General features: G+C 36.7%; 16 protein-coding genes. 4 read left to right on the top strand and 12 right to left on the bottom strand.

Going from position 1 to position 23,968, the window contains the following annotated elements:
- Window positions 1–51: 51 nt before the first annotated feature.
- On the bottom strand, window positions 52–1,794 hold the full coding sequence (locus tag QM481_RS14935; RefSeq protein WP_283382308.1) for a RagB/SusD family nutrient uptake outer membrane protein: 1,743 nt from the start codon (window positions 1,792–1,794) through the stop codon (window positions 52–54).
- A gap of 60 nt (window positions 1,795–1,854) precedes the next feature.
- Window positions 1,855–5,115, bottom strand: coding sequence for a SusC/RagA family TonB-linked outer membrane protein (locus QM481_RS14930; protein ID WP_283382307.1), 3,261 nt, complete (start codon window positions 5,113–5,115; stop codon window positions 1,855–1,857).
- A 447-nt stretch (window positions 5,116–5,562) separates the two neighbouring features.
- Here QM481_RS14930 and QM481_RS14925 point away from each other — a divergent pair, with 447 nt between their 5' ends.
- Entirely contained in the window at window positions 5,563–6,579 is a 1,017-nt protein-coding gene (locus QM481_RS14925; protein ID WP_166549945.1) for a GntR family transcriptional regulator, read from the top strand.
- A 56-nt stretch (window positions 6,580–6,635) separates the two neighbouring features.
- Here QM481_RS14925 and QM481_RS14920 read toward each other — a convergent pair whose 3' ends face one another.
- Together QM481_RS14920 and xylA are read right to left on the bottom strand one after the other, a co-directional pair.
- Window positions 6,636–7,796 (bottom strand): hypothetical protein, encoded by a 1,161-nt coding sequence (locus QM481_RS14920; protein WP_283382306.1) that lies wholly within the window; start codon window positions 7,794–7,796, stop codon window positions 6,636–6,638.
- Between the two features lie 232 nt (window positions 7,797–8,028).
- Window positions 8,029–9,360: a xylose isomerase gene (gene xylA, locus QM481_RS14915; protein WP_166549944.1), complete on the bottom strand. Its 1,332-nt coding sequence runs from the start codon at window positions 9,358–9,360 to the stop codon at window positions 8,029–8,031.
- A 281-nt stretch (window positions 9,361–9,641) separates the two neighbouring features.
- On the opposite strand from xylA, the gene uvrC reads away from it, so the two are divergent.
- A complete protein-coding gene (uvrC, locus tag QM481_RS14910) occupies window positions 9,642–11,453 on the top strand; it encodes an excinuclease ABC subunit UvrC (protein WP_283382305.1) in 1,812 nt (603 codons plus the stop codon).
- 57 nt (window positions 11,454–11,510) lie between these two features.
- Here uvrC and porN read toward each other — a convergent pair whose 3' ends face one another.
- From porN to sucD, 8 genes are all read right to left on the bottom strand, one after another.
- Entirely contained in the window at window positions 11,511–12,422 is a 912-nt protein-coding gene (porN, locus tag QM481_RS14905) for a type IX secretion system ring subunit PorN/GldN (RefSeq protein WP_283382304.1), read from the bottom strand.
- Between the two features lie 137 nt (window positions 12,423–12,559).
- Entirely contained in the window at window positions 12,560–14,146 is a 1,587-nt protein-coding gene (gene porM / locus QM481_RS14900; protein WP_283382303.1) for a type IX secretion system motor protein PorM/GldM, read from the bottom strand.
- A gap of 93 nt (window positions 14,147–14,239) precedes the next feature.
- A complete protein-coding gene (porL, locus tag QM481_RS14895) occupies window positions 14,240–15,037 on the bottom strand; it encodes a type IX secretion system motor protein PorL/GldL (RefSeq protein ID WP_283369864.1) in 798 nt (265 codons plus the stop codon).
- Window positions 15,038–15,257: 220 nt separating this feature from the next.
- Complete coding sequence (gene porK, locus QM481_RS14890) at window positions 15,258–16,406, bottom strand: T9SS ring complex lipoprotein PorK/GldK (RefSeq protein WP_283382302.1); 1,149 nt, start codon at window positions 16,404–16,406, stop codon at window positions 15,258–15,260.
- A gap of 328 nt (window positions 16,407–16,734) precedes the next feature.
- Window positions 16,735–17,709: a PorP/SprF family type IX secretion system membrane protein gene (locus QM481_RS14885; protein WP_166549938.1), complete on the bottom strand. Its 975-nt coding sequence runs from the start codon at window positions 17,707–17,709 to the stop codon at window positions 16,735–16,737.
- Between the two features lie 323 nt (window positions 17,710–18,032).
- Entirely contained in the window at window positions 18,033–18,818 is a 786-nt protein-coding gene (locus QM481_RS14880; RefSeq protein ID WP_283382301.1) for a uroporphyrinogen-III synthase, read from the bottom strand.
- A 46-nt stretch (window positions 18,819–18,864) separates the two neighbouring features.
- Window positions 18,865–20,028, bottom strand: coding sequence for a DUF4271 domain-containing protein (locus QM481_RS14875; RefSeq protein WP_283382300.1), 1,164 nt, complete (start codon window positions 20,026–20,028; stop codon window positions 18,865–18,867).
- 141 nt (window positions 20,029–20,169) lie between these two features.
- A complete protein-coding gene (gene sucD / locus QM481_RS14870) occupies window positions 20,170–21,048 on the bottom strand; it encodes a succinate--CoA ligase subunit alpha (protein WP_095161283.1) in 879 nt (292 codons plus the stop codon).
- A 248-nt stretch (window positions 21,049–21,296) separates the two neighbouring features.
- Here sucD and QM481_RS14865 point away from each other — a divergent pair, with 248 nt between their 5' ends.
- On the top strand, window positions 21,297–22,103 hold the full coding sequence (locus QM481_RS14865) for a crotonase/enoyl-CoA hydratase family protein (RefSeq protein ID WP_283382299.1): 807 nt from the start codon (window positions 21,297–21,299) through the stop codon (window positions 22,101–22,103).
- Between the two features lie 176 nt (window positions 22,104–22,279).
- The gene (gene recN, locus QM481_RS14860; RefSeq protein WP_283382298.1) at window positions 22,280–23,947 is read left to right on the top strand and encodes a DNA repair protein RecN; all 1,668 of its coding nucleotides are present in this window, start codon (window positions 22,280–22,282) and stop codon (window positions 23,945–23,947) included.
- Window positions 23,948–23,968 lie beyond the last annotated feature (21 nt).

Raw genomic sequence — 23,968 nt, 5'->3', positions numbered from 1 at the left:
GGCAATATATACCATCTCTTTTGTATTAAAGCAATTTACAATTGGTTAAAATTAATAACCAGGGTTTTGCTTCAAGATATCTTTACCTTGAATATCAATTTGAGTTTGAGGGATTGGTAAGTACTCGTTTTTGTTTGCTGTAAATTTAGCACTACCCAAAGCTGTAATCAATTTAGCTCCTTCATAACTCAAGTAAGCGTTAATTGTTGATTCAGCAATACCCCAACGAACTAAGTCGAAGAAACGGTGGCCTTCACCTGACAATTCAAGTTTACGCTCAAAACGAACTGCAGTACGCGCAACAGCTTTATCAGTCCAAGCTGCAGTGTAAGTACTAATTACGTATTTAGCAGCAGGGGCACCATTTTTAGTTACCCAGCTAGCTGGATTAGCCGCTCTAGCACGAACTAAATTCACGTAATTACGAGCTGTTTCTAAGCTACCAATTTCAATCTCGCATTCTGCAGCCATCAACAATACATCCGCATAACGAATAAGAGGCTTGTTCATTGCAGCATATCCACGAGTCCAAGAACTACCATCTGTTAAAGTTCCTTCTTGAGACTTGTAATAAATATATTTCTTCGGTGAGTATGGACCTGCATAAGATTGATCACGAATCCAGTCAAATCCTGGGTGATCTTGCCAATCTAAATAAGGAATACCACGACGACCTACTGAGTGATCCAAACGAGGGTCAAGGTTACCAGCATCAGGAGTAAATGCAGCTGATGACTGAATACCAAAATCCGTTTTCAAAGCGTTTGCAGTGCTATTGTAAGAACCATCCAATAAAGGTAAGCCGTTAGCATCTGTACGGAAAGAGTTTGCCAACTCGAAACTTGGTTGGAAGAAACCGCAACAGTTACCAGGACCACTAGAACCAGTGTTGTATGGGTAGTTCAAATCATCATCAGAGTTAGCGTTGTTCACGCTACCTGTGTTTGCAGCTGATTGAATAGCAAAAACTGATTCTTCGTTATTATCGTTTTCTGCATTAAAGATTTGAGCATATTTAGTAACCAAGCCATACTTCTTACCGTTAGCAGTTTTACCACTCGCAATCACTTGGTCAAACATTGCCTTAGCTTCAGTATATTTCTTTTGAAACAAATAAGCTTTACCTAAATAAGCAGCAGCAGCCCATTTGTTAGCTCTACCAGCAGCAGCCTGAGTTTCAGGAAGGTTATCCATTGCATACTTCAAATCTGCCTCAATTTTAGGCCAAACATCGGTAGCATTAGAAACTTTCTCAATACCTGTACCATAGTCCATTGATTCATCAATATATGGGACGTTGTTATACAGTTTTTTCAATTCAAAATAATAGTGACCTCTCAAGAAACGAGCTTCACCCGAAATACGTTTTTTGTCATCAGCAGTCACATCTGAACCAGCTTTTGCAAGCGATGCTAAAGTCGTGTTACAACGCTGAATACCTTCGTATTTCACTCTCCAAGTATCGTTAATTTCTGTATTCGTTGGAGGAGTTTCAAATCTCTGAATCGGGTTGATAGCAGTATAGTCACCAGAGTTGGTACCTTTGTTAGCTTCACCTCCTAAAATACTACCAAATACCCAGTTTGCACTACTTGCCAAACGGACACCTCTACCGTTCAACATACTATAAGCTCCAATTAATGAGCCTTCGATACCTGCTTTTGATGTTAGTTGAGCATTTGCCAACTGGCCAGTTGGAGGTACCTCCAAGAAACTGTCCTTACAGGCTGTTACCAATACCGTTGATAAAAATACTGACGATATTAAAACTTTACTATTTATATATTTTCTCATTATCAATCCTGTTTTAATTGGTTGTATAATTTCTTTTTTGATAATCAGTACAATCACTAATTAGAAGCTTAAGCTAAGAGCTAAGTTATAACTTCTTGTGATTGGTACGTTACCAATGTCAATACCAAAGTTTGTATCCGCTGCACCACCTACACTTGGATCTAAGCCTTTGTAGCTTGTAATTGTGAAGATATTGCTGGCAGAAGCACTAACTCTAGCACTCTTCAAACCAATTTTTGTCAATACATTCTTAGGAATTGTATATCCTAAAGACATATTCTGCATTCTTAAATAATTACCGTTCTCTACATAGAATGAGTTAAACTCACCGTTTGTACTGAATCCAGATTCACCTTCAAAAATTGGTTGATCTGTGTTTGTGTTAGTTGGTGTCCAAGAGTTTTTAACACGAGCACTAACAGCAGCACCAGTAAATGAAGGATAGAAATCTGTATACCATTTACTTACGTTAGCGATTTTATTACCTAATGACACTGCCATGAAAGTAGAGAAATCAAATGCCTTGTAAGTCAATCTAATTGTCATACCACCAGTAAATACAGGAACAGGACTACCTAAATACGTTCTGTCATTTGCATCAATTACACCATCGCCGTTGATATCTGCATAACGGAAACGACCTAAACCAGCACCTGTTTGTTTTGGAGCAGAAGCAACCTCTGAAGTAGAGTTAAACAAACCAACTACTTTGTAGCCATAGAATGCTGACATTGGGTAATTCAATTGGTTTCTTACTGGTGTCAAACCACGGTAAGTAGTACCTGGTAAATATGTGATATTCGGAGCAAATGAAGTGATTTTGTTATCCAAGAATGAACCTGTAGCTGTTACTTCGTAGTTCAAATCTTTGATAATATTACCTCTGTTAATAATCTGGATATCAATACCTTTGTTGCTTAAGGTACCTACGTTTACAGCTGGAGCTGCAGCATAGTTACCCAATACACCTGGAAGTGGTACATTAAACAAAGCATCAGTAGTCTCTCTGTTCCACAAATCAACTGCTAAATCCCATTTTCCTCTGAACAATGAACTTTCAAAACCAATGTTTGTAGTTGTGTTTGTTTCCCATTTAGCATTTGGGTTACCAATACGGCTTCTATAGAAACCAGACACTGCCGATGTATTTGAACCGTTGATATCATAATAAGAGTTACCTACGTTTGCTGCGTAAAGACTGTATTGGTTATTTGGATCTACAGAGTTTGAGTTACCCATTTGTCCCCAACCACCTTTGATTTTCAAATCGCTAATCCAAGGAAGATCTCTCATGAAGTCTTCTTTTGATAGACGCCAAGCTGCTGAGAACGCAGGGAATACACCATAACGACTATTGATACCGAAACGAGAAGAACCATCACGTCTTACAACCCCAGATACATAATATTTGTCGCTCAAGTTATAGTCTAACTGACCAAACACAGAAGCAAACGTAATACCTGAGTTGATATAACTATTCACAACTTTACCAGTTGAAGAAACTGTTGTCAGTGTGATATAATTGATATCTGTTGAGAATGGGTTGATACCTGATCCAGAAATACCTCTACCAGAACCAGTATTCAACGCTTCATAACCAGCTAAAGCTTTGATTTTGTGATCGCCAATTTGCTTTTGGTAGTTAATAGTGTTTGTGAAAGTCCAGCTAAATTGGTAACCTGAAAATTCGTTATAACCAAAACTTGCGTTGTTTTCAGAGTTTTCGTATTGCAAACGAGAATAAGCATACTGATAAGCATTATTATACTGACCACCAATACTTGAACGTAATACTAAGTTTGTAATTGGCTCATATTCTAAGTAGATATTACCGAAGCCATTTGCAGTAAAACTTCTGTCATTTTTAGAACCATCACGAGAAGCAACTGGGTTTCTTGGGTTGTTAAAACCTTTCGCAGCAGTACCAGCATATCCTCCAAACTCATCATAAATTGGAATAATTGGAGACATACGGAAAGCAGATAAGATATCACCTTCACCTGCTATTGTAGATAAACCACTGTTGTTTGGATTCAACAAATCGTTACCATCTTGTGCTAATACAGATTTATAAGTAAACTGCAAGTTTTCTCCAATGCGAACCTTTTTGCTTAAATCAAACTCAGAGTTTGCTCTAAATGTATATCTTGAAAATTTATTATAAACCAAAATACCAGCTTGTTCTTGTGCTGATAAACCGAAATAATATCTTCCATTTTCTGTTCCACCAGAGAAGCCCAAACTATGTCTTGAAATAGGAGCCATTCTTGTAATAGCACCATACCAGTCTGTTCCAGCTTTGTTAGCTTTTACTACTTGGTAAATTGCTCCCGCTGTAGGGTCAATATTATATTTTAATCTTTCTGCTGCCAAATCAACTGTACCACTTACACCAGAACGACCACCTACATTTAGATAATCGGGAAGCACAGCTGATGTTCCAGTTCCATATTGCGGATGGCCAAATGTTGGAGTTGTACCATTTGCAATAGCTGTGTTACGAATCGCATTCCAAGTCCAATCTGCTTGTTCTTGTGGATTCAACATTGCTTGTCCTTTTCCTGGGTCAGTTACACCATAAAGTCCATCATAAGTTACTTCAAGGCTTCTAGCTCTTTTAGTACCCTTCTTTGTTGTATATACGATTACACCGTTTGCTGCTCTTGCTCCATAAATAGAAGCTGCTGCTGCATCTTTAAGGATTGATGTACTTTCGATATCACCTGGAGCTAAGAAATCTGTAGATTGTACAGGAACACCATCAACAACATACAATGGGTTGTTATTACTAAATGAACCAAAACCGTGAATACGCACTAAGCTGGCAGCACCAGGCTGACCACTTGAAATTACCGTAACCCCAGAAGCTCTACCTTGTAATTGTTGTTCAACGTTTCCAGAAGGTACCATTACTAAGTCTTTAGACTTAATTGTTGCAACCGAACCTGTACTTTCTTTCTTTGAACTACTTGAATAACCTGTTACTACAACTTCTTCCAAAGCTGCGATATCCTCATCTAAAGTAACATTGATTGAAGTTTGACCTGCTAAATTTACTTCTTTTGCCTTGTAGCCGATACCTGACAATTGAAGTACGTCATTTGAAGATTTTGAATTGATGGAAAAATTACCATTAGCATCTGAAGTAGTACCCGTACGTGTGCCTTTGATAACAATACTCACACCTGGGATACCTTGGTTGTCAACACCAACAACCTTTCCTGTTACTTTTCTGTCTTGAGCTACTGTTGAAACAGCATACAATAGCATTATACTCAAGACACATACATGCTTGAAATAATTTAGTAATTTGTTTTTCATATAATTGGTTTTTTGGATAATAATGAACTGAAAACGATTAGGGTGATGTGTCCTTACTTTTTTGTGATGTCCTCCTTTCTTTAAGCGTGAAATAGTGGATTTTTTAAAGTTTTTTTATCAACTGTTAAAAAATAAGAAAAATACAATAATGGAATATTCAAATTGATGTTTTGATAACTTATATATTAAAAAAAGACAATTTGAATCGTGTTCTGTACTGTTCTATGAAGTAAAATTCTATATAATATTTTTTTCATGCAAATATTTCTTCATTTTTTTATAAAAAACTTATTAGTTTTACCACACATAATTGCTTTATCGATTGTCACACTTATTCTACTTAAGTTAATCGCACCACCAAGCAAAATTTTCATATCAGCAATTTCCTGACTAACTTGGTCTATTATCCATTTTAGGCACTAGGACTGGAATCATTTATTATTAAAGATGGGCAAATATTTACAAATAGAGCCAAACGCTCAAAAACCCAAGTACCAACAACTCATTGATGATATCATTGAAAAAATACAGAATGGCACCCTACAACGTGGTGACCAACTGCCTACAATCAATGAGATCACTCAGTCACTGGGTGTTGCACGTATGACTATTATTAGAGCTTATGAAGAATTGAGAGAACGTGGGATTGTGGCGGCTCAACATGGAAAGGGATATTTTGTAGCGTCAACTGACGTGCAAACAACCATGCACGTATTTGTTCTGTTTGATGCTATGAATGCTTACAAAGAAACGTTATTTCATTCACTCAAAGAAGCTCTTGGTGATAATGTTGCGATTAACTTATTCTTCCATTATCATGATTTAAAGGTCTTTGAAAACGTTTTAATCAACAATATTGGTAACTATAACTTTTATATTGTAATGCCTCACTTCAATGAGGATGTATCGCATATCGTAGGACAAATACCAAAGGAGAAGTTATTGGTTTTAGATATTGACATAGATGAGTTTGACAATGACTATGCAGTATTGTATCAAAACTTTGAGGAAAATATCTACTCTGGTTTGCAGGAAGCATTACCTCTTCTCAAGAAATACAAAGCTATTACGCTTTTTCTAAGTAAAAATCAGTTTCAATACACGCCTAATGGTATCACCAAAGGATTTAAAAGATTTACAAATGATTTTGATATAGACTCCCGTATTATCGACAACCTTGAAGTTGATTGTATTGAAGCAGGACAAGCTTACATTCTTTTTCTTGAAAGTGATATCATACGTTTTATGAATCATGTCAATAAAAAAGGTCTAAAATTAGGAGAAGATGTTGGTCTATTAACTTATGACGATACGCCTATCAAACAAATTTTGGGAGAAGATGGTATAACAACCATCTCGAATGACTTCCAAAAAATGGGAAAAATTGCAGGTAGAATGGTCAGAAATAGACAAAAAGGAAAAGTCGCAAGCCCATGCTCACTTATTGTTCGTGGCAGTTTGTAGTAAATGAGGCTATCTTATTAGGGATAGCCTCGTTTTTTTGCTATTAATTAAACCGTTTAATGTAAACGATACTTAAGTAAAAGACTGACATTATAAGCAGACTGAGTTGAATACAACCAATTAAAGGCATTATTTACATTTTCATATTTTAATTCTACTGCTACTCTTTTGTGTACAAAACCTAACCCTCCATATTCTCCACTCAAATCTATTGGGCGCACCCAACTATTGTCCTTCTGCGCATTAGATAATTTCACATAAATTCCATATCCTGCCGTTACATATAGTCTTGTTTTCTTATTATTTAGAAGGTCAAATTTAGGACCTAATGTCAGGTTGATGTATTTTGCCTCAGAGGGATACGAAATATTATTTCCGTCAAATGAGTGATAATTGGCATCAACAGTAACCCTAAATTTGTTTTTTGTTCGAGGTATTACCATGTCCAAGCCTATTCCAATTACTGGATGAATATTATTAAAATCTAGTGGCGTTTTTTTGTAGTCGTACTGCCTCTGAAAACCCATACCTACACCAAGTTGTGTCCAAACTTCAAAGACGTCATTGTCTTCTCGAACAACTTTGACAGTAGTATATCCGACGCACTGATTATATTTGACCAATGTTTTTATTAGAGAACTCTTTGTTAAACTTACCCCTGAAAAGTCATTTAACTCATTGCAATTCCCAAGTACAGATAATTGCGCTATATAGTCTTTGCTTGTTGCCAATACTCTCTGTCCATTTCGCAGAATATACTCTTTTCTTTCAATCAATTCTTCTGGTTTAGCCTCTCCTTTTAATTGTAGATAAAAGTGCTCCTTTCTTCGATTATCCATGTAATATAACAATCGAGCTTGCCCTTCAACTAAAACTGACAAAAATACCGTTGTATCTTTTACGATTATTGACTCAGTATTAGATGTATAACTATTACCCAACATGCTCAAATCCATAGAAACAGTATGTGTTTCATATTGTTCTCCAGATTCTCCAACTTTAAACCCTTTAAGTTGTGTCGGAAAGTATTCAAGGGATTTGCCTTCGGTCGTAATAAATTTAATTTTTGAAGGATTTTTCATCCATCCTTTTTCCTTCAGTGTGCCTATTTTTGTTTCTCCAGAAGCCAAAACAAGGGTATCTAAAGAAACGCTTTGAGCAAAAAGGTGATAGTGACTGTATAATATTAAAGCAATTAGGAAATAGTATTTTTTCATTGTTTTAGGTTTTAATTTTAGTGAGATGTTCTAATTGTAGAAGATTTTAGCAAGTAAAAATATTTCACAACCAACAACCATTCAATGTTAATCGTATAAAATCATACACAATATATGTTTTTTCTTATTTTTAATAAAATATTTTTACTTTATATATAAAACAAAAAATCCCTCTCACAAGCGTAAGAGGGATTTTTTATATCCATTATTCTGTTAATACGAACTTTTACTTTTAGATGTATTGGTTAATGATATTTTCCAAAAGTTCTTGTTTGCCACTTGTACGAGCTGGCTCACCGTGTGCTAATGCAATATCACGCAAATCTTCTAATGTTAATTTACCAGCTTCGTATTCTGCTCCTTTACCTGAATCAAAAGAAGCATATCTGTCTGCACGAATTTTTTTGTATGGTGACTTTGTCAAGATATTATCTGCAATTACCAAAGCTCTTGCAAATGAATCCATACCACCAATATGCGCAAAGAAAATATCTTCTAAATTAGTCGAGTTACGACGGATTTTAGCATCGAAGTTAATACCTCCTTGTGTAATCCCTTTTCCTTCTAAAATGATTAGCATAGATTCTGTTAACTCATTTAAGTTGTTAGGGAATTGGTCTGTATCCCATCCATTTTGGTAGTCACCACGGTTGGCATCCATACTACCCAACATGTTGTTATCTACAGCTACTTGTAATTCGTGTTGGAATGTGTGTCCAGCCAAGGTAGCATGGTTTACTTCAAGGTTCAACATGAAATCATTTTCTAAACCGTATTCTTTCAAAAATCCAATTACTGTTGCTGAGTCAAAGTCATATTGGTGTTTAGTTGGTTCACAAGGTTTAGGTTCGATGAAGAATTTACCTGTAAATCCATTTTTACGAGCATAGTCACGAGCAATTGTTAAGAATTGTCCCATGTGAGCTAATTCACGTTTCATGTCTGTGTTCAATAAGGTCATATAACCTTCACGACCACCCCAGAATACATAGTTTTCACCATTCAAGGCAATTGTAGCATCAATCGCATTTTTCACCTGTGTACCAGCGTGTGCAACCACAGAGAAGTCAGGGTTTGTAGAAGCACCATTCATATAACGTGGATTAGAGAACACGTTTGCAGTACCCCACAATAACTTCACACCAGAAGCTGCTTGTTTTTGCTTTGCATAGTCAACGATTGACTGTAGGTTTGATTCGTACTCACTCATTGAGTTTCCTTCATCAACTAAGTCAATATCATGAAAACAGTAATATGGAGCACCGATTTTAGTAAAGAATTCAAAAGCGGCATCCATTTTATCTTTTGCTCTGTCAACAGCACCCGCTTTTACATCCCAAGGAAATTGCTGTGTTCCTGGACCAAATGGATCTGCGCCTTGTCCACAGAATGTATGCCAATAAGCAACCGCAAAACGCAAATGCTCTTTCATCGTTTTACCTGCAATCACACGATTTTCATCGTACCATTTGAATGCAAGAGGATTGTCTGACTCGCGGCCTTCAAATTGAATTTTACCAATACCAGCGAAATATTCTTTATCGCCCAATGTAATGTTTGCCATCTTATAGGGATTGTTTTTTAGTTAGCTTTTTTGTTAAACAGAGACTCAACTGTTCTGTACTGTTCTGTTATTTTATTTTACCACGAAAATACAATTATATCTTTGAATCAAAAAATATTTAAACCAAATTAATTCTCGATTCTTATCGAATGGATATATTGCTAAGGATGAATGGATTTAGACCTACCTACTTTTGAGAATCACTCTCAAACATTTCTCTTTCATCGTTGATTTTTTAAGTAGATTTGTTGTTCTAGTTACTGTACAAAGGAATTAATTCTATGAGTGATTTTGATTATAAGGCCGAATTGGCCAAAGTTCCCGAAGAACCCGGTGTGTATCGATATTTTGATAGCGAAGGAACTGTTATCTATGTTGGTAAAGCAAAAAATCTTAAAAATCGTGTTAGTAGCTATTTTGTAAAATCAAACCAGCATGACCGAAAAACCAAAAGGCTTGTTAGTCAAATTCGTAAAATCGAATTTACGATTGTTAATACCGAGTTTGATGCCCTACTTTTGGAAAATAATCTTATTAAAAAGTATCAACCAAAGTTTAATATCTTGTTGCGTGACGACAAGATGTATCCTTTTATTTGCATCACAAACGAACCTTTTCCTAAGGTAATTACCACACGAAGAGTAGACCGTAAACTGGGAACTTTCTTTGGACCATTTGCCAATCAAAAAGCCATGTATGCGATTTTGGAGATGTTTGGGCAGCTCTATAAGTTCAGAACTTGCTCTCTCAATCTTACTCCTTCTAATATAAATAATCGCAAATTTAAGGTTTGCCTTGAATATCATATCGGTAACTGCAAGGGTCCATGTGAAGGATTACAAAAAGAGGAAGAATATATCGCCGAAATCGACCAAGCAAAACATATCCTTAAAGGAAATTTGAGTTTACCTAAGGGGTATTTTGAGGAAATGATGCTCGCCGCAGCCTCAAAACTTGCATTCGAAGAAGCCCAAGAATTTAAGGAAAAGCTTTTGGTTCTAGATAAATTCCAAAGTAAATCAACAGTTGTCAATCCCAATATTAAAGATGTTGATGTGTTTTCAATTGTATCCGATGAGCAAACAGCATTCTTAAATTTCATGAAAATTACGAATGGCTTTATTACTCAAACTCAAACATGGGATGTGAAAAAGAAGCTCGACGAGCTAGATGAAGACATCTTGACCATGATGGTTTGGGAAATGCGTGATAAATACCAGAGTGAGGCAAAAGAAGTTATCACAAATATTCCGTTGGCGATTGAACTTAAAGGCGTTGAAAATACACTTCCGCAGATTGGAGACAAACGAAAAATTTTAGATATGTCTCTTAAAAATGTATTGTATTTTAGAAAAGAAAAAGCTGACCGACAAGTTGCCGAAGAAAGTGGTGGCGATCGTAAAATGCGTGTTTTGCTTACCTTAAAAAATGATTTACAACTCAAGACTCTTCCTAGACATATAGAGTGTTTTGATAACTCCAATATTCAAGGTACAAATCCTGTATCTGCCATGGTTTGTTTTAAAGATGGGATTCCTTCAAAGAAAGATTATCGCCACTTTACTCCTAAAACAGTCATAGGGCCAAATGACTTTGCAACGATGTATGAAGTAATCACGCGTCGCTATTCAAGACTTTTGGAAGAAGAAGCAGACTTGCCTGATTTAATTATTGTAGATGGTGGAAAAGGACAACTTTCGGCATCGTGTGATGCGCTAAAAGCTTTAAATCTTTACGGAAAAGTTCCGATTATTGGTATTGCTAAAAGACTTGAAGAAATCTATTTTCCAGAGGACAGTATTCCTCTTTATATTGATAAAAAATCAGAGTCTTTGAAGCTCATACAGCGCCTAAGAGACGAAGCTCACCGTTTTGGTATTACTAAGCATAGAGACAAACGCAGCAAGAATTTCATTATTAGTCAGCTCGAAAATATTGAAGGAATTGGAAAGATAACAGCAACCAAACTCTTAAAACATTTTGGAACGGTTAGTAAGATTTATGAAGCACCTCTTGAAGAATTAGAAACGCTATTGGGTAAAGCCAAAGCTAAATCGCTCAAAGAACAACTCAATATCATTAATCCAGTGTAATAAAAAAGGAGATTCGACATATCGAATCTCCTTTTTTATTACACAATATCATTGATTTTAGTATTCCCAAAGATTGTGCTCCATCTCCATTAGTTTGTATTCTAACTGTTGAGACATTACCAATCCTTTTTTATCGCCACCATACATCTGAACCAAGTCTTTATCCTCTGGGTTTCCAAACTTAATTGGGCGAGCACTAAACAAACGTAAATCAAAAGCATCTGCCATATTTTTATGTTGAGCCTCGTTTTGCGTGTTGTAGTAGATACAATTTGGATTACTACGGAACAATTTATCTAAGTCTTTATAACGAAACGACGCTACAGTTTTATCAAAACCAGCAGCAGTTTTGCTTGCAGGAATAATGATTGTAATTGCTTGGATATCAAAATACAATCTTGAGCGTTGTTTGTCAAAAACTGCATCTTCTTTGATTTCAAGAATAGTCAATTCTCTTGGAAAACGGTAGTTTCCATTAGTAGCCACAACAGGTGCTGGTTTTGAACCAGCTACTTTGTTATCACCAGCTTTTGGCTTAGGATCACCCCAACCATCGTCTGCACCACCACCTGAAGTTGCGGCTGATTCGTTACCAAAACCAGCAGCTTTTTCTTCAGCAGAAAGAGCTCCATCATTGAAATCTTCGTCGATTTCGAGATTCTTCATAAACTCTTCTTTTGAAAGTTTTCTTTTCAAAGAATCGTCTTTGTATGGTTGTAAAACACCACTCTGAACCCATTCAATCAAGTATTTAGTGATTTCGTTATTTTTAGAGAAAAACGGCTGATTTTGCTTTTCATTCAAATCCATTCTTCTCCACAAACGTCTCTTCCACATGATATTTGAATCATCAATCGGACGAACAGAATCTGGATTTTTTCCGTTGTTATCTTTTTCTTGCGCTGTTGCCAACGAGCAAGCTGCCAATGTTATGAGGGCTACACTTGCATATTTTACTAAATTCTTCATTTGAGTTAAGTCGCTATTAGTTTTACAATTACCAACCAAATTTCAGGAAAGAGGGTTGGCTTTTACCAATAAACCTCGAATTCTAAACGACAGATTATCAATATTTATTGAAATCAAACTAATATTTTATTCAGTAATTAGTTCAATGGAAGTACCTTAGACATAGTATAAGGGATATTTTCTACAGCACCCTTAAAATTTCTACGTTGTACTCCTTTTACTTCAATAAAATATCTGTCTCCTGCTTGAGCTTGGGATGCTAAGCTTGAAACATTCACTGATCCGCTTCCTGTAACATCTCCTACTTTCTTCGTTCCACGAGCCAACGCTACATAGATTTCAGATACACGGAACTGAGCATCTTCTGGGTTTGTTGACTTAAAAGATTCGTCAGCAAGCGCACGAGCTTCGATTGAACGAAGACCTGTTGCACTAGCGCCACGTCTCTCGTCAATTTCGCCACCATTACCATAGATTTTAACTTCTGGTCTTGGCACACGTCTTACACGGAAAGTTTCTTTACCCAACAACGTTCCTCCGTTTGTTACATTCAAAGTAACAGTAGCAGCACTCGGAACGATGGTAACTTTACCACGCTCCCCTGCAATTGTTTCACCACCATCAGCAGAGAAAGATGGATTCCACAAAGCACCCAAACCTGGACTTACAACACTCAAACGGTTTGCACAACCCAAATATAACGCAGGTAATGTAGCTGTTTCGATGTTATAGGTTGGTTTCAACACAAAGTATTCTTTTGTGATTGATTCTGTTTTTGGTCCTGTTGGGCTCATGTAAGATACAGAAGCTGTATATGATTTACGAGCTAAGCCATTTTTGTCATATTCACCACCAGCAGTTTTGAATTTGATTTGACCACGGCCATCTTTTACTGGAAGTGCCGAACCGTTCAAGCTCATACGTGGAGTAAAACCACTTGAAGTAGCCGCAATAAATACCTCAGCCTCATAGTCCATACCAGCTACAACCGTATTAGCATTAGCAGAAACCTGAGCAAATACTTTGTCAAATTTCACCTCTTTTGCTCCTACTTTAGCAGCCAATTGACCTAAAACTTCACTTTCATAGCGTCTAACTTCAGCTTGCTTTTGGCTCAAAGTTGCCAATGCTGCAGGTACTGGAGTTTGAGCAAAATTTAATTCTGCAAAGTCTTTATTTCTTTGATTAGCATCTCTCGAGGCAATCGGATCATCTTTAGCACCTAAAGCTAGAGCAGGAAATACAGTACCCTTATCAGCAATAGCAGAAAGCTTGGTAACATAATCTTCCATTGAAGAAGCTAACTGATAAGCAATGCCTTTTTTACCAGCACCTACCATCAATTGATACACTTTTTCTTCTTCTTTAGGATTTTTGATTTGACCAGTTTCAGGGTCAATACCACCACCCGACTCAATTACTTTAGCTTTTGCTTCTTCAATTTGAGAAACTACAGCCTCAGCAATCTTATGTACTTCAGCAGCTTTGCGTGAAATATCTGCATAAGCACCAGGGTTTGGTAACTCTTTAATTTTTGAATCAATACCTTGGATTGTTCCTTTATTTTTCTCAGCTGCCGACTGGTTAGCCGTTTCCAAGCTGTTATTTAATAGCACAAATTTCTGTAAGAGGGCATCACTTACTTGCAATGCAAGCAAGGCTGTTAGCACCAAATACATCATCCCAATCATCTTCTGTCTGGGCGTTTCTTTTAAACCTGCCATCGTATATTATACTTGAGGATTTTAACATTTAAGAATGACTACTTTCGAAACTTACGTTTCTGTCTCTTTGACATTACAATCAGCTACTGGTTATTAGCCTTTCATAGCTGACAACATACTTCCGTAAACATTGTTCAAAGAAGTTAAGTTGTTTGTCAATTTAGCAAGCTCTTGCTTAAACTGTTGAGTATCCTTGCTAGCATCAGACATATTTTCCATAGCAGAAGTAAGATTGCCATAGAAGGTATTCATCGCCTTCAAATGCTTGTTAGTATCTTGCAATTCCAATTCATATACTGCATTAAGAGCAGACATACTTTGTGTGATTTTTTGGAACTGAGCACGGTAGTCTTTCGCATCTTGTGTAGCTGTAGACAATTCTGAAACGGCATTTAATGTAATACCATACGCTTTGTTCATTTCACTAACTGAAGCAGAAGCAGCTTTTACATTTTTAGCATATTCAGTAGTTGCAATGGTAGCATCTGAGATTTCGCCAATTTTTGAAACAGATTCAGTCAAAGATTTAAGACTTTTACCTAAGTTGTCGAATACCTCAGGAGAAACTTTTGCATTAGCTAATGCTTCATCCATTTTAGCAGTCAAACCAGAACCTCCAGTAAATGAACCACGAGAAGATGATTTTGGTAATTCTCCTTGGAAATCTTTTGATAATTCAGGGTAAACTCTTTCCCATTCATATTCTTTTTCAGGCTTAGCCGTAGCGTAAAGGATGGCAAAAAGGATAAAGATAGCAGCCTCTGTTAGCATACCTACCATTAGCATTTGATTGGCTCCTTCTAAGTGTAAGATTTTGAACAATGCTCCAACAATAACTACTGCGGCACCAGCACTGGCGATAACGTTAATAATTTTTTCTAAGCCCTTCATTTGATCTGAAAATGATTAAAAGTGGAATTTAAAATGTACAGTTTCGAGTTTTGTTTTTAAAAATTGAAAAAAACTAGAGTCTTTTTCGTAATACCTAAATCTAAAAATGATTCAAAAGTAGTTTTTCTTCAATATTACTTTATTCTTTATTTCAAAGCAAAAGGTAATCAGTTGTTGATGCACACTTTGCCCAAACAACTGATTACCTTTTGAAAATATTCTATCTAAATTCTTTTCCTGACGAACGACCCAAGTGCGTCATGGCACAACGGAAGCCGATGTAAGAACGTTTTTTATCTTCGTATTCATAAGAACGAGTACCTGTCTCAAGATAATAGGCAACATCTTTCCATGAACCACCTCTGATTACTTTACGTGGCTCGTCCTTATCGTCATTCAACGTGTTCAAGTCCCAAGTAATCGCTACAGCGTTATCAGAATAAGCATCAATACACCATTCCGCTACGTTACCAGCCATATTATACAAACCATAATCATTTGGATTGTAAGCATTTACAGGAGCAGTATAAGCATATCCATCCGAATCGTAGTTACCTCTATGTGGTTTGAAGTTAGCTAACAAACAACCTTTTCCGTTTGCAACGTAAGGGTTACCCCAAGGATATTTCGCAGAAGCTTTTCCACCACGAGCTGCCCATTCCCATTCTGCTTCAGAAGGTAATCTAAAACGAGGAGAGATATACATTCCTTCAGCCGTACGGAAATCATTTAGTGCTTTTGTACGCCATTCGCAGAAATACTTAGCAGCTCTCCAGCTCACACCTACTACAGGGTAAAGGTCAAATGCTGGGCTTGAGAAGTAATATTCTGTCATAGGGTCACCATTGTGATAGGTAAAGTCTTTACTCCATACAGTTGTATCGGGATAATATTCTGACATAATTTTCTCTTCTCCTAATACAGAAATAGAGTCTGTCAACATAGCTGTTGTAAATTGACGATACTCGTTGTTACTGATTTCTGTATCATCCAAGAAAAACTGTGCAACTGATACTCGTTTGTTAAAGTTTACAGATGATGAAACGATATCCTCATCAGCTTGACCCATCATATAAGAGCCAGAGGGAATTAATACCATTCCAAGCGGAGTAGTTTGTTTCCACCCTTTACGAGCGGTAGCAGCAACCTCTCCATTGACCATACCAATGTCGTCTTTTTTGCTGTTACGTCCCTTCTTACCTCCTTTTCCTTTCGAGGCAACTTCTCTACCTTTCCCACTTTTGCTTTTGCTACTTGAAGTCTTTCCACCTTTTTTACCAGATGAAGAACTACAACTATCCAACAATAGTACAGGAACAGCTAGTAGGATTAATAATAGAGTTTTCCTGAAAATTACACTGTAATTCATATTGATTTTACTTTTGCGATTGATACCTGCTTTGAAACGGGTAAATAATTCTCAAAATTGTAAGTGATATTGATTTTATTACTAATGGTACACTAGAAAAAGTTTCTTGCCTGAAATATGTGGATGGCAGAAATTACTCAGAAGGCAAAATTATCTTTGTTAATTTTTCTTAAAACGAGCAAAAAAATAATTTAGTATGCTATCCAAGATAAGCAAAGTTAATAATTTTTTACCTAGTACTCTAATACAATATAGATTTGATTCACAAGCATCTGATTAGAAACAGTGCTTTTTTAAGCTTCTCTGCTAATTCAAGAGAAACTGAACCTTATTTTCTAAATCTTGGAGTCCTAACAGGCGCTTTCTTTCCTGCTAAAAGTTTAGGAGCCGGTAGCGAATAACTGAGCAATATTTCATGCGAGGTTGGGGCTTTGGCGGATGCTCCTCGCGTTGAGGTCAAATCTAACGAATAACCGATTCGTAATGCGTTATTTTGTAACAACGAAATTCCAGCAATAATAATGCCAGCATCATTCAAACGATAAGAGCCACCAAACCAGTATTTTTCTTGGTAGTTTAGCACAGCCCCTCCTTCTAAGACTTGCGATTTAAAGTCTGTTTTAAATAATGCTGTTGGGACGATTTCTAAATCTTCACTCAAGTAATAATTAATATTTCCATGAATATTAACCGTTTGAACCGCTTTGTTTGACAAACTTGCGATTCCAAAATTATATTCAGGCTGATTGACATGATTAAAGCTAGCACCTATCTGAAAGTTGCTACTTTTAAAAATGGCACCTACACTAAAATCAGGTTTACTTTGACTTACTCTGCCAGTCAAACCATCCAAAATGGGATCGTTCTCATCACGTGGGCGAAAGCTATTGTCATAGTTTTTGATATGAAACCCTCCGCTTGCCCCTAAAGATAATAAACTGGCATCAGAAAGTTTTAATTGAAATGAATAAGCAAGCTTTAAATCTTGGTATCCTGCACCTGAAGGAGTTTTGTCATTAACAAACGATAGACCAACCCCACTTCGAAGGCCATTGAGAGGCATGGACACGTTAAAAATTTGTGTTCCCAATGAGCCAGAACCATCTAACGAAGTTTGATAACCTGTCCACTGATTACGATAGTGTAGTTGAAATTTGAGCGCCCCGTCAAGCCCTGCTGCCGCTGGGTTGATATATAAAGGGTTAAACATATATTGACTCAACTGAGCATCCTGCTGTGCGCGTGCAGGAAAAATCCCAATCAATCCAAAGGCTAATAAAATGAATAATAGTTGTTTCTGCATAATGTTCTTGAACTAGGTATGCTCGTACATCAATGTACTCAAATGATTAAGAGGCAATCGTTCATATAGCTTTTTTGCAATAGTTCAGAATACCCAAAACTTCTGCTTTCCCAAAACTAATAACAATTTCCAAATATTCACTACAATTTCTCTTTTCAGAGACAGGATTATTACAAAAATCGTTTCAGATTTTTTGAGAAAATTTTAACTGCATATAATCACGAGATATAAACGGTCGAACTAACGCTTTTGTTGTAGGTAAAACAAAAAGAGGTCAGACTTGCATAGCAAATCTGACCTCTCTAGTTTGGTAGTAAACTTTTTTACAATCCGTTTACTTTTTTAATGTATAATTCCAACGCACCCGACATAGACGGAGCGTTTGGAAGTGGAGCTTGAATATCCAAAATCAATCCAGCATCAGTAACGGCTTTTGCTGTCGTAGGACCAAATGCTGCGATACGAGTTTTATTTTGCTGAAAATCTGGAAAATTATCAAACAAAGATTTTATTCCAGATGGGCTAAAAAATGCTAAGATGTCATAATACACATCTTCCAAGTCAGACAAATCTGATGAAACTGTTTCATACATTACAGCCTCAGTCAAATGCAGATCGTTTGTACCCATAAATTCAGGGATGTCGTTACGACGCTTATCTGAACAAGGGAATAAAAACTTCTCACTTTTGTGCTTTTTAATCAACTCCAACAAATCTGCTGCGGTCTTTTGACCTGAGAAAATTTTACGCTTACGAATAACTATATATTTCTGAAGGTAAATAGCAGTTTGTTCTGTAATGCAGAAATATTTCATATCTGCTGGAACTTCAATACGTGCTTCTTTACAGATACGGAAAAAATGATCCACAGCATTACGGCTTGTAAAAATAATGGCCGTATGGTCTAGAATGTTGATTTTTTGCTTACGGAAATCTTTGAATGAAACGCCTTGTATCTCAATAAATGGACGAAAATCTACCTTAATATTGTATCTTTTTGCCAACTCAAAATAAGGTGACTTTTCATCAGTTGGCCGTGCTTGTGACACTAAAATGCTGGATACTTTGGTTAATCTGTCTGGATGTGCGTTTACTGTTGTTTCGCTCATGCTCAATGCAGTTAAACTTTAATGTGGTGATAAATGTTGAGGCCTATTATATGGCAAATCGTATCCCTACTATCAAGGGGATTAATTCAACGATGCAAAGATACGAAAATAAATACAGATTTTTTAACGGTGTCAGCTTATTTATCGTAAAGTAAATCAATATTAATCTTACGATAAAAAAGAATGAAATAGGTACAAACAGGATTTCTTGAGCATTTCGAAGTACGTCGGGGTAAGATACTGAGCAAAAACTTAATCCTATCGCCAACAATAAGAAAAATATACTTGAAGCCTGAATAACTTTAAAAAAGTGAATATTAGTGATATTCTCTAGTCGATAAAGGTTTGTCAAGATAGCCAATGCGATGTATTTTCCAATCAAAATAAAAAATACAACTATCCCCAACTCTAGAAAGTTGATAAAAAAGCCCATCAAACTCTCACTTTCTATCAAAATTGTACTGACAGAAAACAAATCGGTTTCTTCGTTTTGCACCAACATGATGATAAACGATAGCGTAAAACTCAGGTTGAGTACAAATAATAAATTGGCTAAATCGAAGGGTTTATTGATTACTAAAGAATCTTCCCGAAGGTTAATCGTAAGTAAATCTTTAATACTAAAGTATCGGTCAAATGCCTTTGGCTGTATGTTATATAAAAAGGCGTAGCATATTGCCAAAAACAAAATACTCAGTATCAAATAATCCTGAAAAGGAGTCAGCTCTCTAGGAATTACAGTCAACAAAGAATCTGAGATTTGGATACTTTTCTCCACCTTCGAAACCTTATTTCCCACTAATACAGAGATGGCTTCAACGCTAGTATTGTTACCATAGAAAGTCAAAAATACTTTAGTCTTACCATATTTCTCTTTCAAACTATCAACATCCATAACGACCCATTGGTCTACAGGTAGCTTACGCTGCAAAGAAGCGTTGATAAAAAGATAGTTTTCTTTACTCGAAAAATATAGCAGCTTATAGCCTCTGTAGTTTTCAGAATCAAAAAATAAACTAAAAGAATTATAGTCTTTGTGCTCATTACGGATGTAAGGAACATAGGCTTTGTATTGTTCGTCAAATACCTGCCAATCATCATGGTAATCATATACCAAATAATAGGCATTGTTTGGACCCACATTGCCAGCCAACGAAGATGAAATAGAAGAAAGCAAGAACATTCCGATAAAGAATCCTTGCAACGGCATGAAGCACAAAAACCTGACAAATATCGATTTGTCAGGTTTTGCCGTATTTTGATAATATGAAGCGTTAACTTGTTGCAATACCGTGTAATATTTTTACAAAATTACATCACCTATGAGCAAAAGCCAACTGCCGACTCACAATTATTTCAAACCTAGTGCTTTCAACATTGTTTCACCAATGTCAGCAGGTGAGTGAACTACATGGATACCACACTCTTCCATGATAGCCATTTTAGCAGCAGCAGTATCGTCAGCGCCACCGATGATAGCACCAGCGTGACCCATACGACGACCTTTTGGAGCAGTTTGACCTGCGATGAAACCAACAACTGGTTTTTTGTTACCAGTTTCTTTGATCCAACGAGCAGCTTCAGCTTCCATTCCTCCACCGATTTCGCCGATCATTACGATACCTTCAGTTTCAGGGTCATTCATCAACAACTCAACAGCTTCTTTAGTAGTAGTACCAATGATTGGGTCACCACCAATACCGATAGCTGTAGTCTGACCTAAGCCAGCTTTTGTTAATTGATCTACTGCTTCGTAAGTTAAAGTACCTGATTTTGAAACGATACCAATTTTACCTTTAGAGAAGATAAATGCAGGCATGATACCTACTTTACATTCTCCAGCAGTCATTACGCCTGGACAGTTAGGGCCAATCAAACGAGTTTCTTTGCCTTTGATGTATTCTTTAGCGTAGATCATGTCCTTAGTAGGAATACCTTCAGTGATACAAATAATCACTTTGATACCTGCGTCAGCTGATTCCATGATAGCATCTGCAGCAAATGCAGGCGGAACAAAAATAATCGAAGTGTCAGCACCTACTTGTTGAACAGCCTCCAATACAGTATTGAAAACCGGACGGTCAAGGTGAGTAGTACCACCTTTTCCTGGAGTAACACCACCTACGACGTTCGAGCCGTATTCTATCATCTGCTGAGCATGGAAAGTACCTTCCGAGCCCGTAAAGCCTTGTACAATTATTCTAGAGTTTTTGTTAACAAGTACACTCATTTTTTCGTGTCGTTATCTGTTATTGAAAATTCCTATTATTAAGAAAAGTTTCGTAAAGGTAAAAGGTGAATGCCAAAGAGCAAAAAGTAATTATTATTTAGCTCATTTTTATTCGGGGGCAATATTACAACAATTTGACATACAAGACTTTAATATTTAATTAAATTCTGCTAAATTTTTATAGATTCATTCTGTAACAAAAGAATTCTTATCTTAATCTTTCAATAATAGGCTAAACTATTTTTAACATGGAAACACTTCTGTTCAGCATCCAAAACCATATTGCTCAAGTCATTATCAACAGACCTCATAAAGCCAATGCCCTTGACGCCAAGTCATGGGAAGAATTACAATTAATATTTGAACAAATTAATGACGATGATTCTGTACGAGTAGTAATTATTTCAGGAGGAGATAGCAAACATTTTTGTGCAGGAATTGATTTATCACTATTGATGTCGGTTACTCAAAATACCATATCTTGCGAAGGAAAAAGAAGAGAGAAACTTCGTAAGCAAATTATTGAGCTCCAATCACCTATCAATGCCATAGAAAATTGTATAAAGCCCGTTCTCGTGGCTATTCATGGAGGGTGCATAGGTGCAGGTGTCGACCTGATTTGCGCAGCTGATATGCGCTATTGTACCAATGATACGTATTTTACCATCAAAGAGATAGATATGGGAATGGTAGCCGACCTTGGTACTTTACAACGTTTGCCCAAACTCATCAACCCAAGTGTAGCTAGAGAACTAGCTTTTACTGGCAGGGCGGTTGCGGGCATAGAAGCACAGCAAATAGGACTCGTTAATAAAGCATTCGAGTCGAGAGAGGAACTTGATAAATATGTATGGGAAATTGCCACACAAATTGCCTCCAAATCGCCCGTAGCTATTAGAGGCACTAAACACATTTTGAACTACAGTTTGGAGCATTCGACCAAAGATAGCCTTGAATATATGGCCACTTGGAACGCTGCTATGCTATTGTCCAATGACTTGCAGGAGGCGTTTTTGGCGCAAACGCAAAAACGTAGCGCAAAATTTGAAGATTAAATTTACCGATTGATAATATTATAGATTGTATTTTTGTAAAAATGTCGTCGTAGCTTACGGTTATTAGCCAAGAGCTTTGAGATTTGCTTAGGATTTTGAGCAAAACTTATAAAACTTAATCAAGGTACATCATCTTTGGATGGGTAGTTTTACCTTTCCGGATTCTTCATAATACGATGCTTACTCATTTAAAGATAAAAAACTATGCGCTGATTGAGCGCCTGGAGTTGACTCCAAATCCCGCCTTAAACATCATTACGGGTGAGACAGGTGCGGGTAAGTCTATTATGTTGGGGGCTATTGGCTTGTTGTTAGGGAATCGTGCCGACACAAAAACCCTCTACAATCCAGAAGATAAATGTGTGATTGAGGGAGAGTTTAACCTTTCTGGTTTTATCATCAAAAGCCTTTTTGAAGAAGAGGAACTTGATTACGAAGACCATTGTATTATTCGCCGAGAAATTTCGCCTCAGGGCAAAACTCGTGCTTTTATCAATGATACTCCTGTAAATCTTGAAACACTCCGTCGTATTGCTTCCCAATTGATGGATGTGCATTCTCAACACGATAATTTGTTGTTGGGAGCAACCGAATATCAACTCCAAATCGTTGATACTTTTGCTCAAAATGATACGCTTCTCGAAAAATACAAACTTGACTTTAGCAATTATCAAAAAGCTTACAAGGCTTATGATGAATTAGTTAACGACGCAAAAAACAGTAAAAAAGAGTTTGACTATAATTCCTTTTTGCTCGATGAACTTCAAAAAGCAAAACTAAAAGGAAATGAGTTGGAGGGGCTCGAAGCGGAGCTCAATAAGCTCGAAAATGCTGAAGATGTCAAGTCCAAACTTCAGCAATCTGCCGAGATACTGAGTGGCTCTGAGCAATCTATCATTTCATTGTTTGGTACCACATTAGCCAACCTCAACGCTATTAGTCAATATGGCGAGCATTTTAAACAATTGCGTGAAAGACTGAATTCTTGTTTGATCGAAATCAAGGATATTTCTAACGAAATAGAAGGAGAATCGGAACAAGTAGAAATAGATAACGAGAAAATTGCAGCGCTTCAGGTAAGAGTAGATACTATTTATCATTTATTACAAAAACATCAGGTTAAAAAGGACACCGACTTACTAAAGATTCAAGCAGACTTAGAAGTTAAAGTTGGCAAGGTTTTGAATCTTGATGAGAATTTAGCCGAGGCAAAAGCTAAAGTTGAAAAGGCAGAAAAAGCCTTACAAAAAAGTGCCGAAGCCCTTTCGAAGTCTCGACTAAATGTCTTGAGTACGATTGAAGCTCAAATTACAAGCCTTTTGATAGACTTAGGAATGCCAAACGCTGCTCTAAAAGTTGAGAATGAATTTATCAAGCCATCTCCTACGGGAATCAACGTGGTAAATTTATTATTCTCTGCCAACAAAGGGATTAAACCACAGCCTCTCAAAAATGTAGCTTCTGGTGGTGAATTTAGCCGTTTGATGCTAGCAATCAAATATATTTTGGCTAATAAACGCGCTTTGCCAACGATCGTTTTCGATGAAATTGATACAGGTATTTCGGGAGAAGTATCTATCAAAGTAGGGAATATGATGCGTGAGATGAGTAAAAGCCACCAAATTATTGCCATTACCCACCTACATCAGATTGCAGCTCAAGGGTCAGTTCATTACTTTGTGTACAAAGACCACTCATCTGAAAGAACCGTTTCTAGAATTAAAGAGTTATCTAAAGACGAACGTATCATGGAAATAGCTCAAATGATTGGTGGGCAAAACCCATCTGCGGCTATTTTGGACAATGCACGTGAAATTCTTGAAAAACACCTTCAAGAACAATAACTGACCGTCGTCATTTTATAA

The organism is Flectobacillus rivi (genome assembly GCF_030056655.1).
In the GTDB taxonomy this organism is placed as follows: domain Bacteria; phylum Bacteroidota; class Bacteroidia; order Cytophagales; family Spirosomataceae; genus Flectobacillus; species Flectobacillus rivi.
Note: the sequence above shows the minus strand (reverse complement) of the source record. Positions and strands in the feature narration are given on the sequence as shown.

What these genes read in the sequence shown, in the direction of transcription:
- QM481_RS14935 (WP_283382308.1), bottom strand. Translation starts at nt 1,794, where the DNA reads ATGAGAAAATATATAAATAGTAAAGTTTTAATATCGTCAGTATTTTTA.
- QM481_RS14930 (WP_283382307.1), bottom strand. Translation starts at nt 5,115, where the DNA reads ATGAAAAACAAATTACTAAATTATTTCAAGCATGTATGTGTCTTGAGT.
- QM481_RS14925 (WP_166549945.1), top strand. Translation starts at nt 5,563, where the DNA reads ATGGGCAAATATTTACAAATAGAGCCAAACGCTCAAAAACCCAAGTAC.
- QM481_RS14920 (WP_283382306.1), bottom strand. Translation starts at nt 7,796, where the DNA reads ATGAAAAAATACTATTTCCTAATTGCTTTAATATTATACAGTCACTAT.
- xylA (WP_166549944.1), bottom strand. Translation starts at nt 9,360, where the DNA reads ATGGCAAACATTACATTGGGCGATAAAGAATATTTCGCTGGTATTGGT.
- uvrC (WP_283382305.1), top strand. Translation starts at nt 9,642, where the DNA reads ATGAGTGATTTTGATTATAAGGCCGAATTGGCCAAAGTTCCCGAAGAA.
- porN (WP_283382304.1), bottom strand. Translation starts at nt 12,422, where the DNA reads ATGAAGAATTTAGTAAAATATGCAAGTGTAGCCCTCATAACATTGGCA.
- porM (WP_283382303.1), bottom strand. Translation starts at nt 14,146, where the DNA reads ATGGCAGGTTTAAAAGAAACGCCCAGACAGAAGATGATTGGGATGATG.
- porL (WP_283369864.1), bottom strand. Translation starts at nt 15,037, where the DNA reads ATGAAGGGCTTAGAAAAAATTATTAACGTTATCGCCAGTGCTGGTGCC.
- porK (WP_283382302.1), bottom strand. Translation starts at nt 16,406, where the DNA reads ATGAATTACAGTGTAATTTTCAGGAAAACTCTATTATTAATCCTACTA.
- QM481_RS14885 (WP_166549938.1), bottom strand. Translation starts at nt 17,709, where the DNA reads ATGCAGAAACAACTATTATTCATTTTATTAGCCTTTGGATTGATTGGG.
- QM481_RS14880 (WP_283382301.1), bottom strand. Translation starts at nt 18,818, where the DNA reads ATGAGCGAAACAACAGTAAACGCACATCCAGACAGATTAACCAAAGTA.
- QM481_RS14875 (WP_283382300.1), bottom strand. Translation starts at nt 20,028, where the DNA reads ATGCCGTTGCAAGGATTCTTTATCGGAATGTTCTTGCTTTCTTCTATT.
- sucD (WP_095161283.1), bottom strand. Translation starts at nt 21,048, where the DNA reads ATGAGTGTACTTGTTAACAAAAACTCTAGAATAATTGTACAAGGCTTT.
- QM481_RS14865 (WP_283382299.1), top strand. Translation starts at nt 21,297, where the DNA reads ATGGAAACACTTCTGTTCAGCATCCAAAACCATATTGCTCAAGTCATT.
- recN (WP_283382298.1), top strand. Translation starts at nt 22,280, where the DNA reads ATGCTTACTCATTTAAAGATAAAAAACTATGCGCTGATTGAGCGCCTG.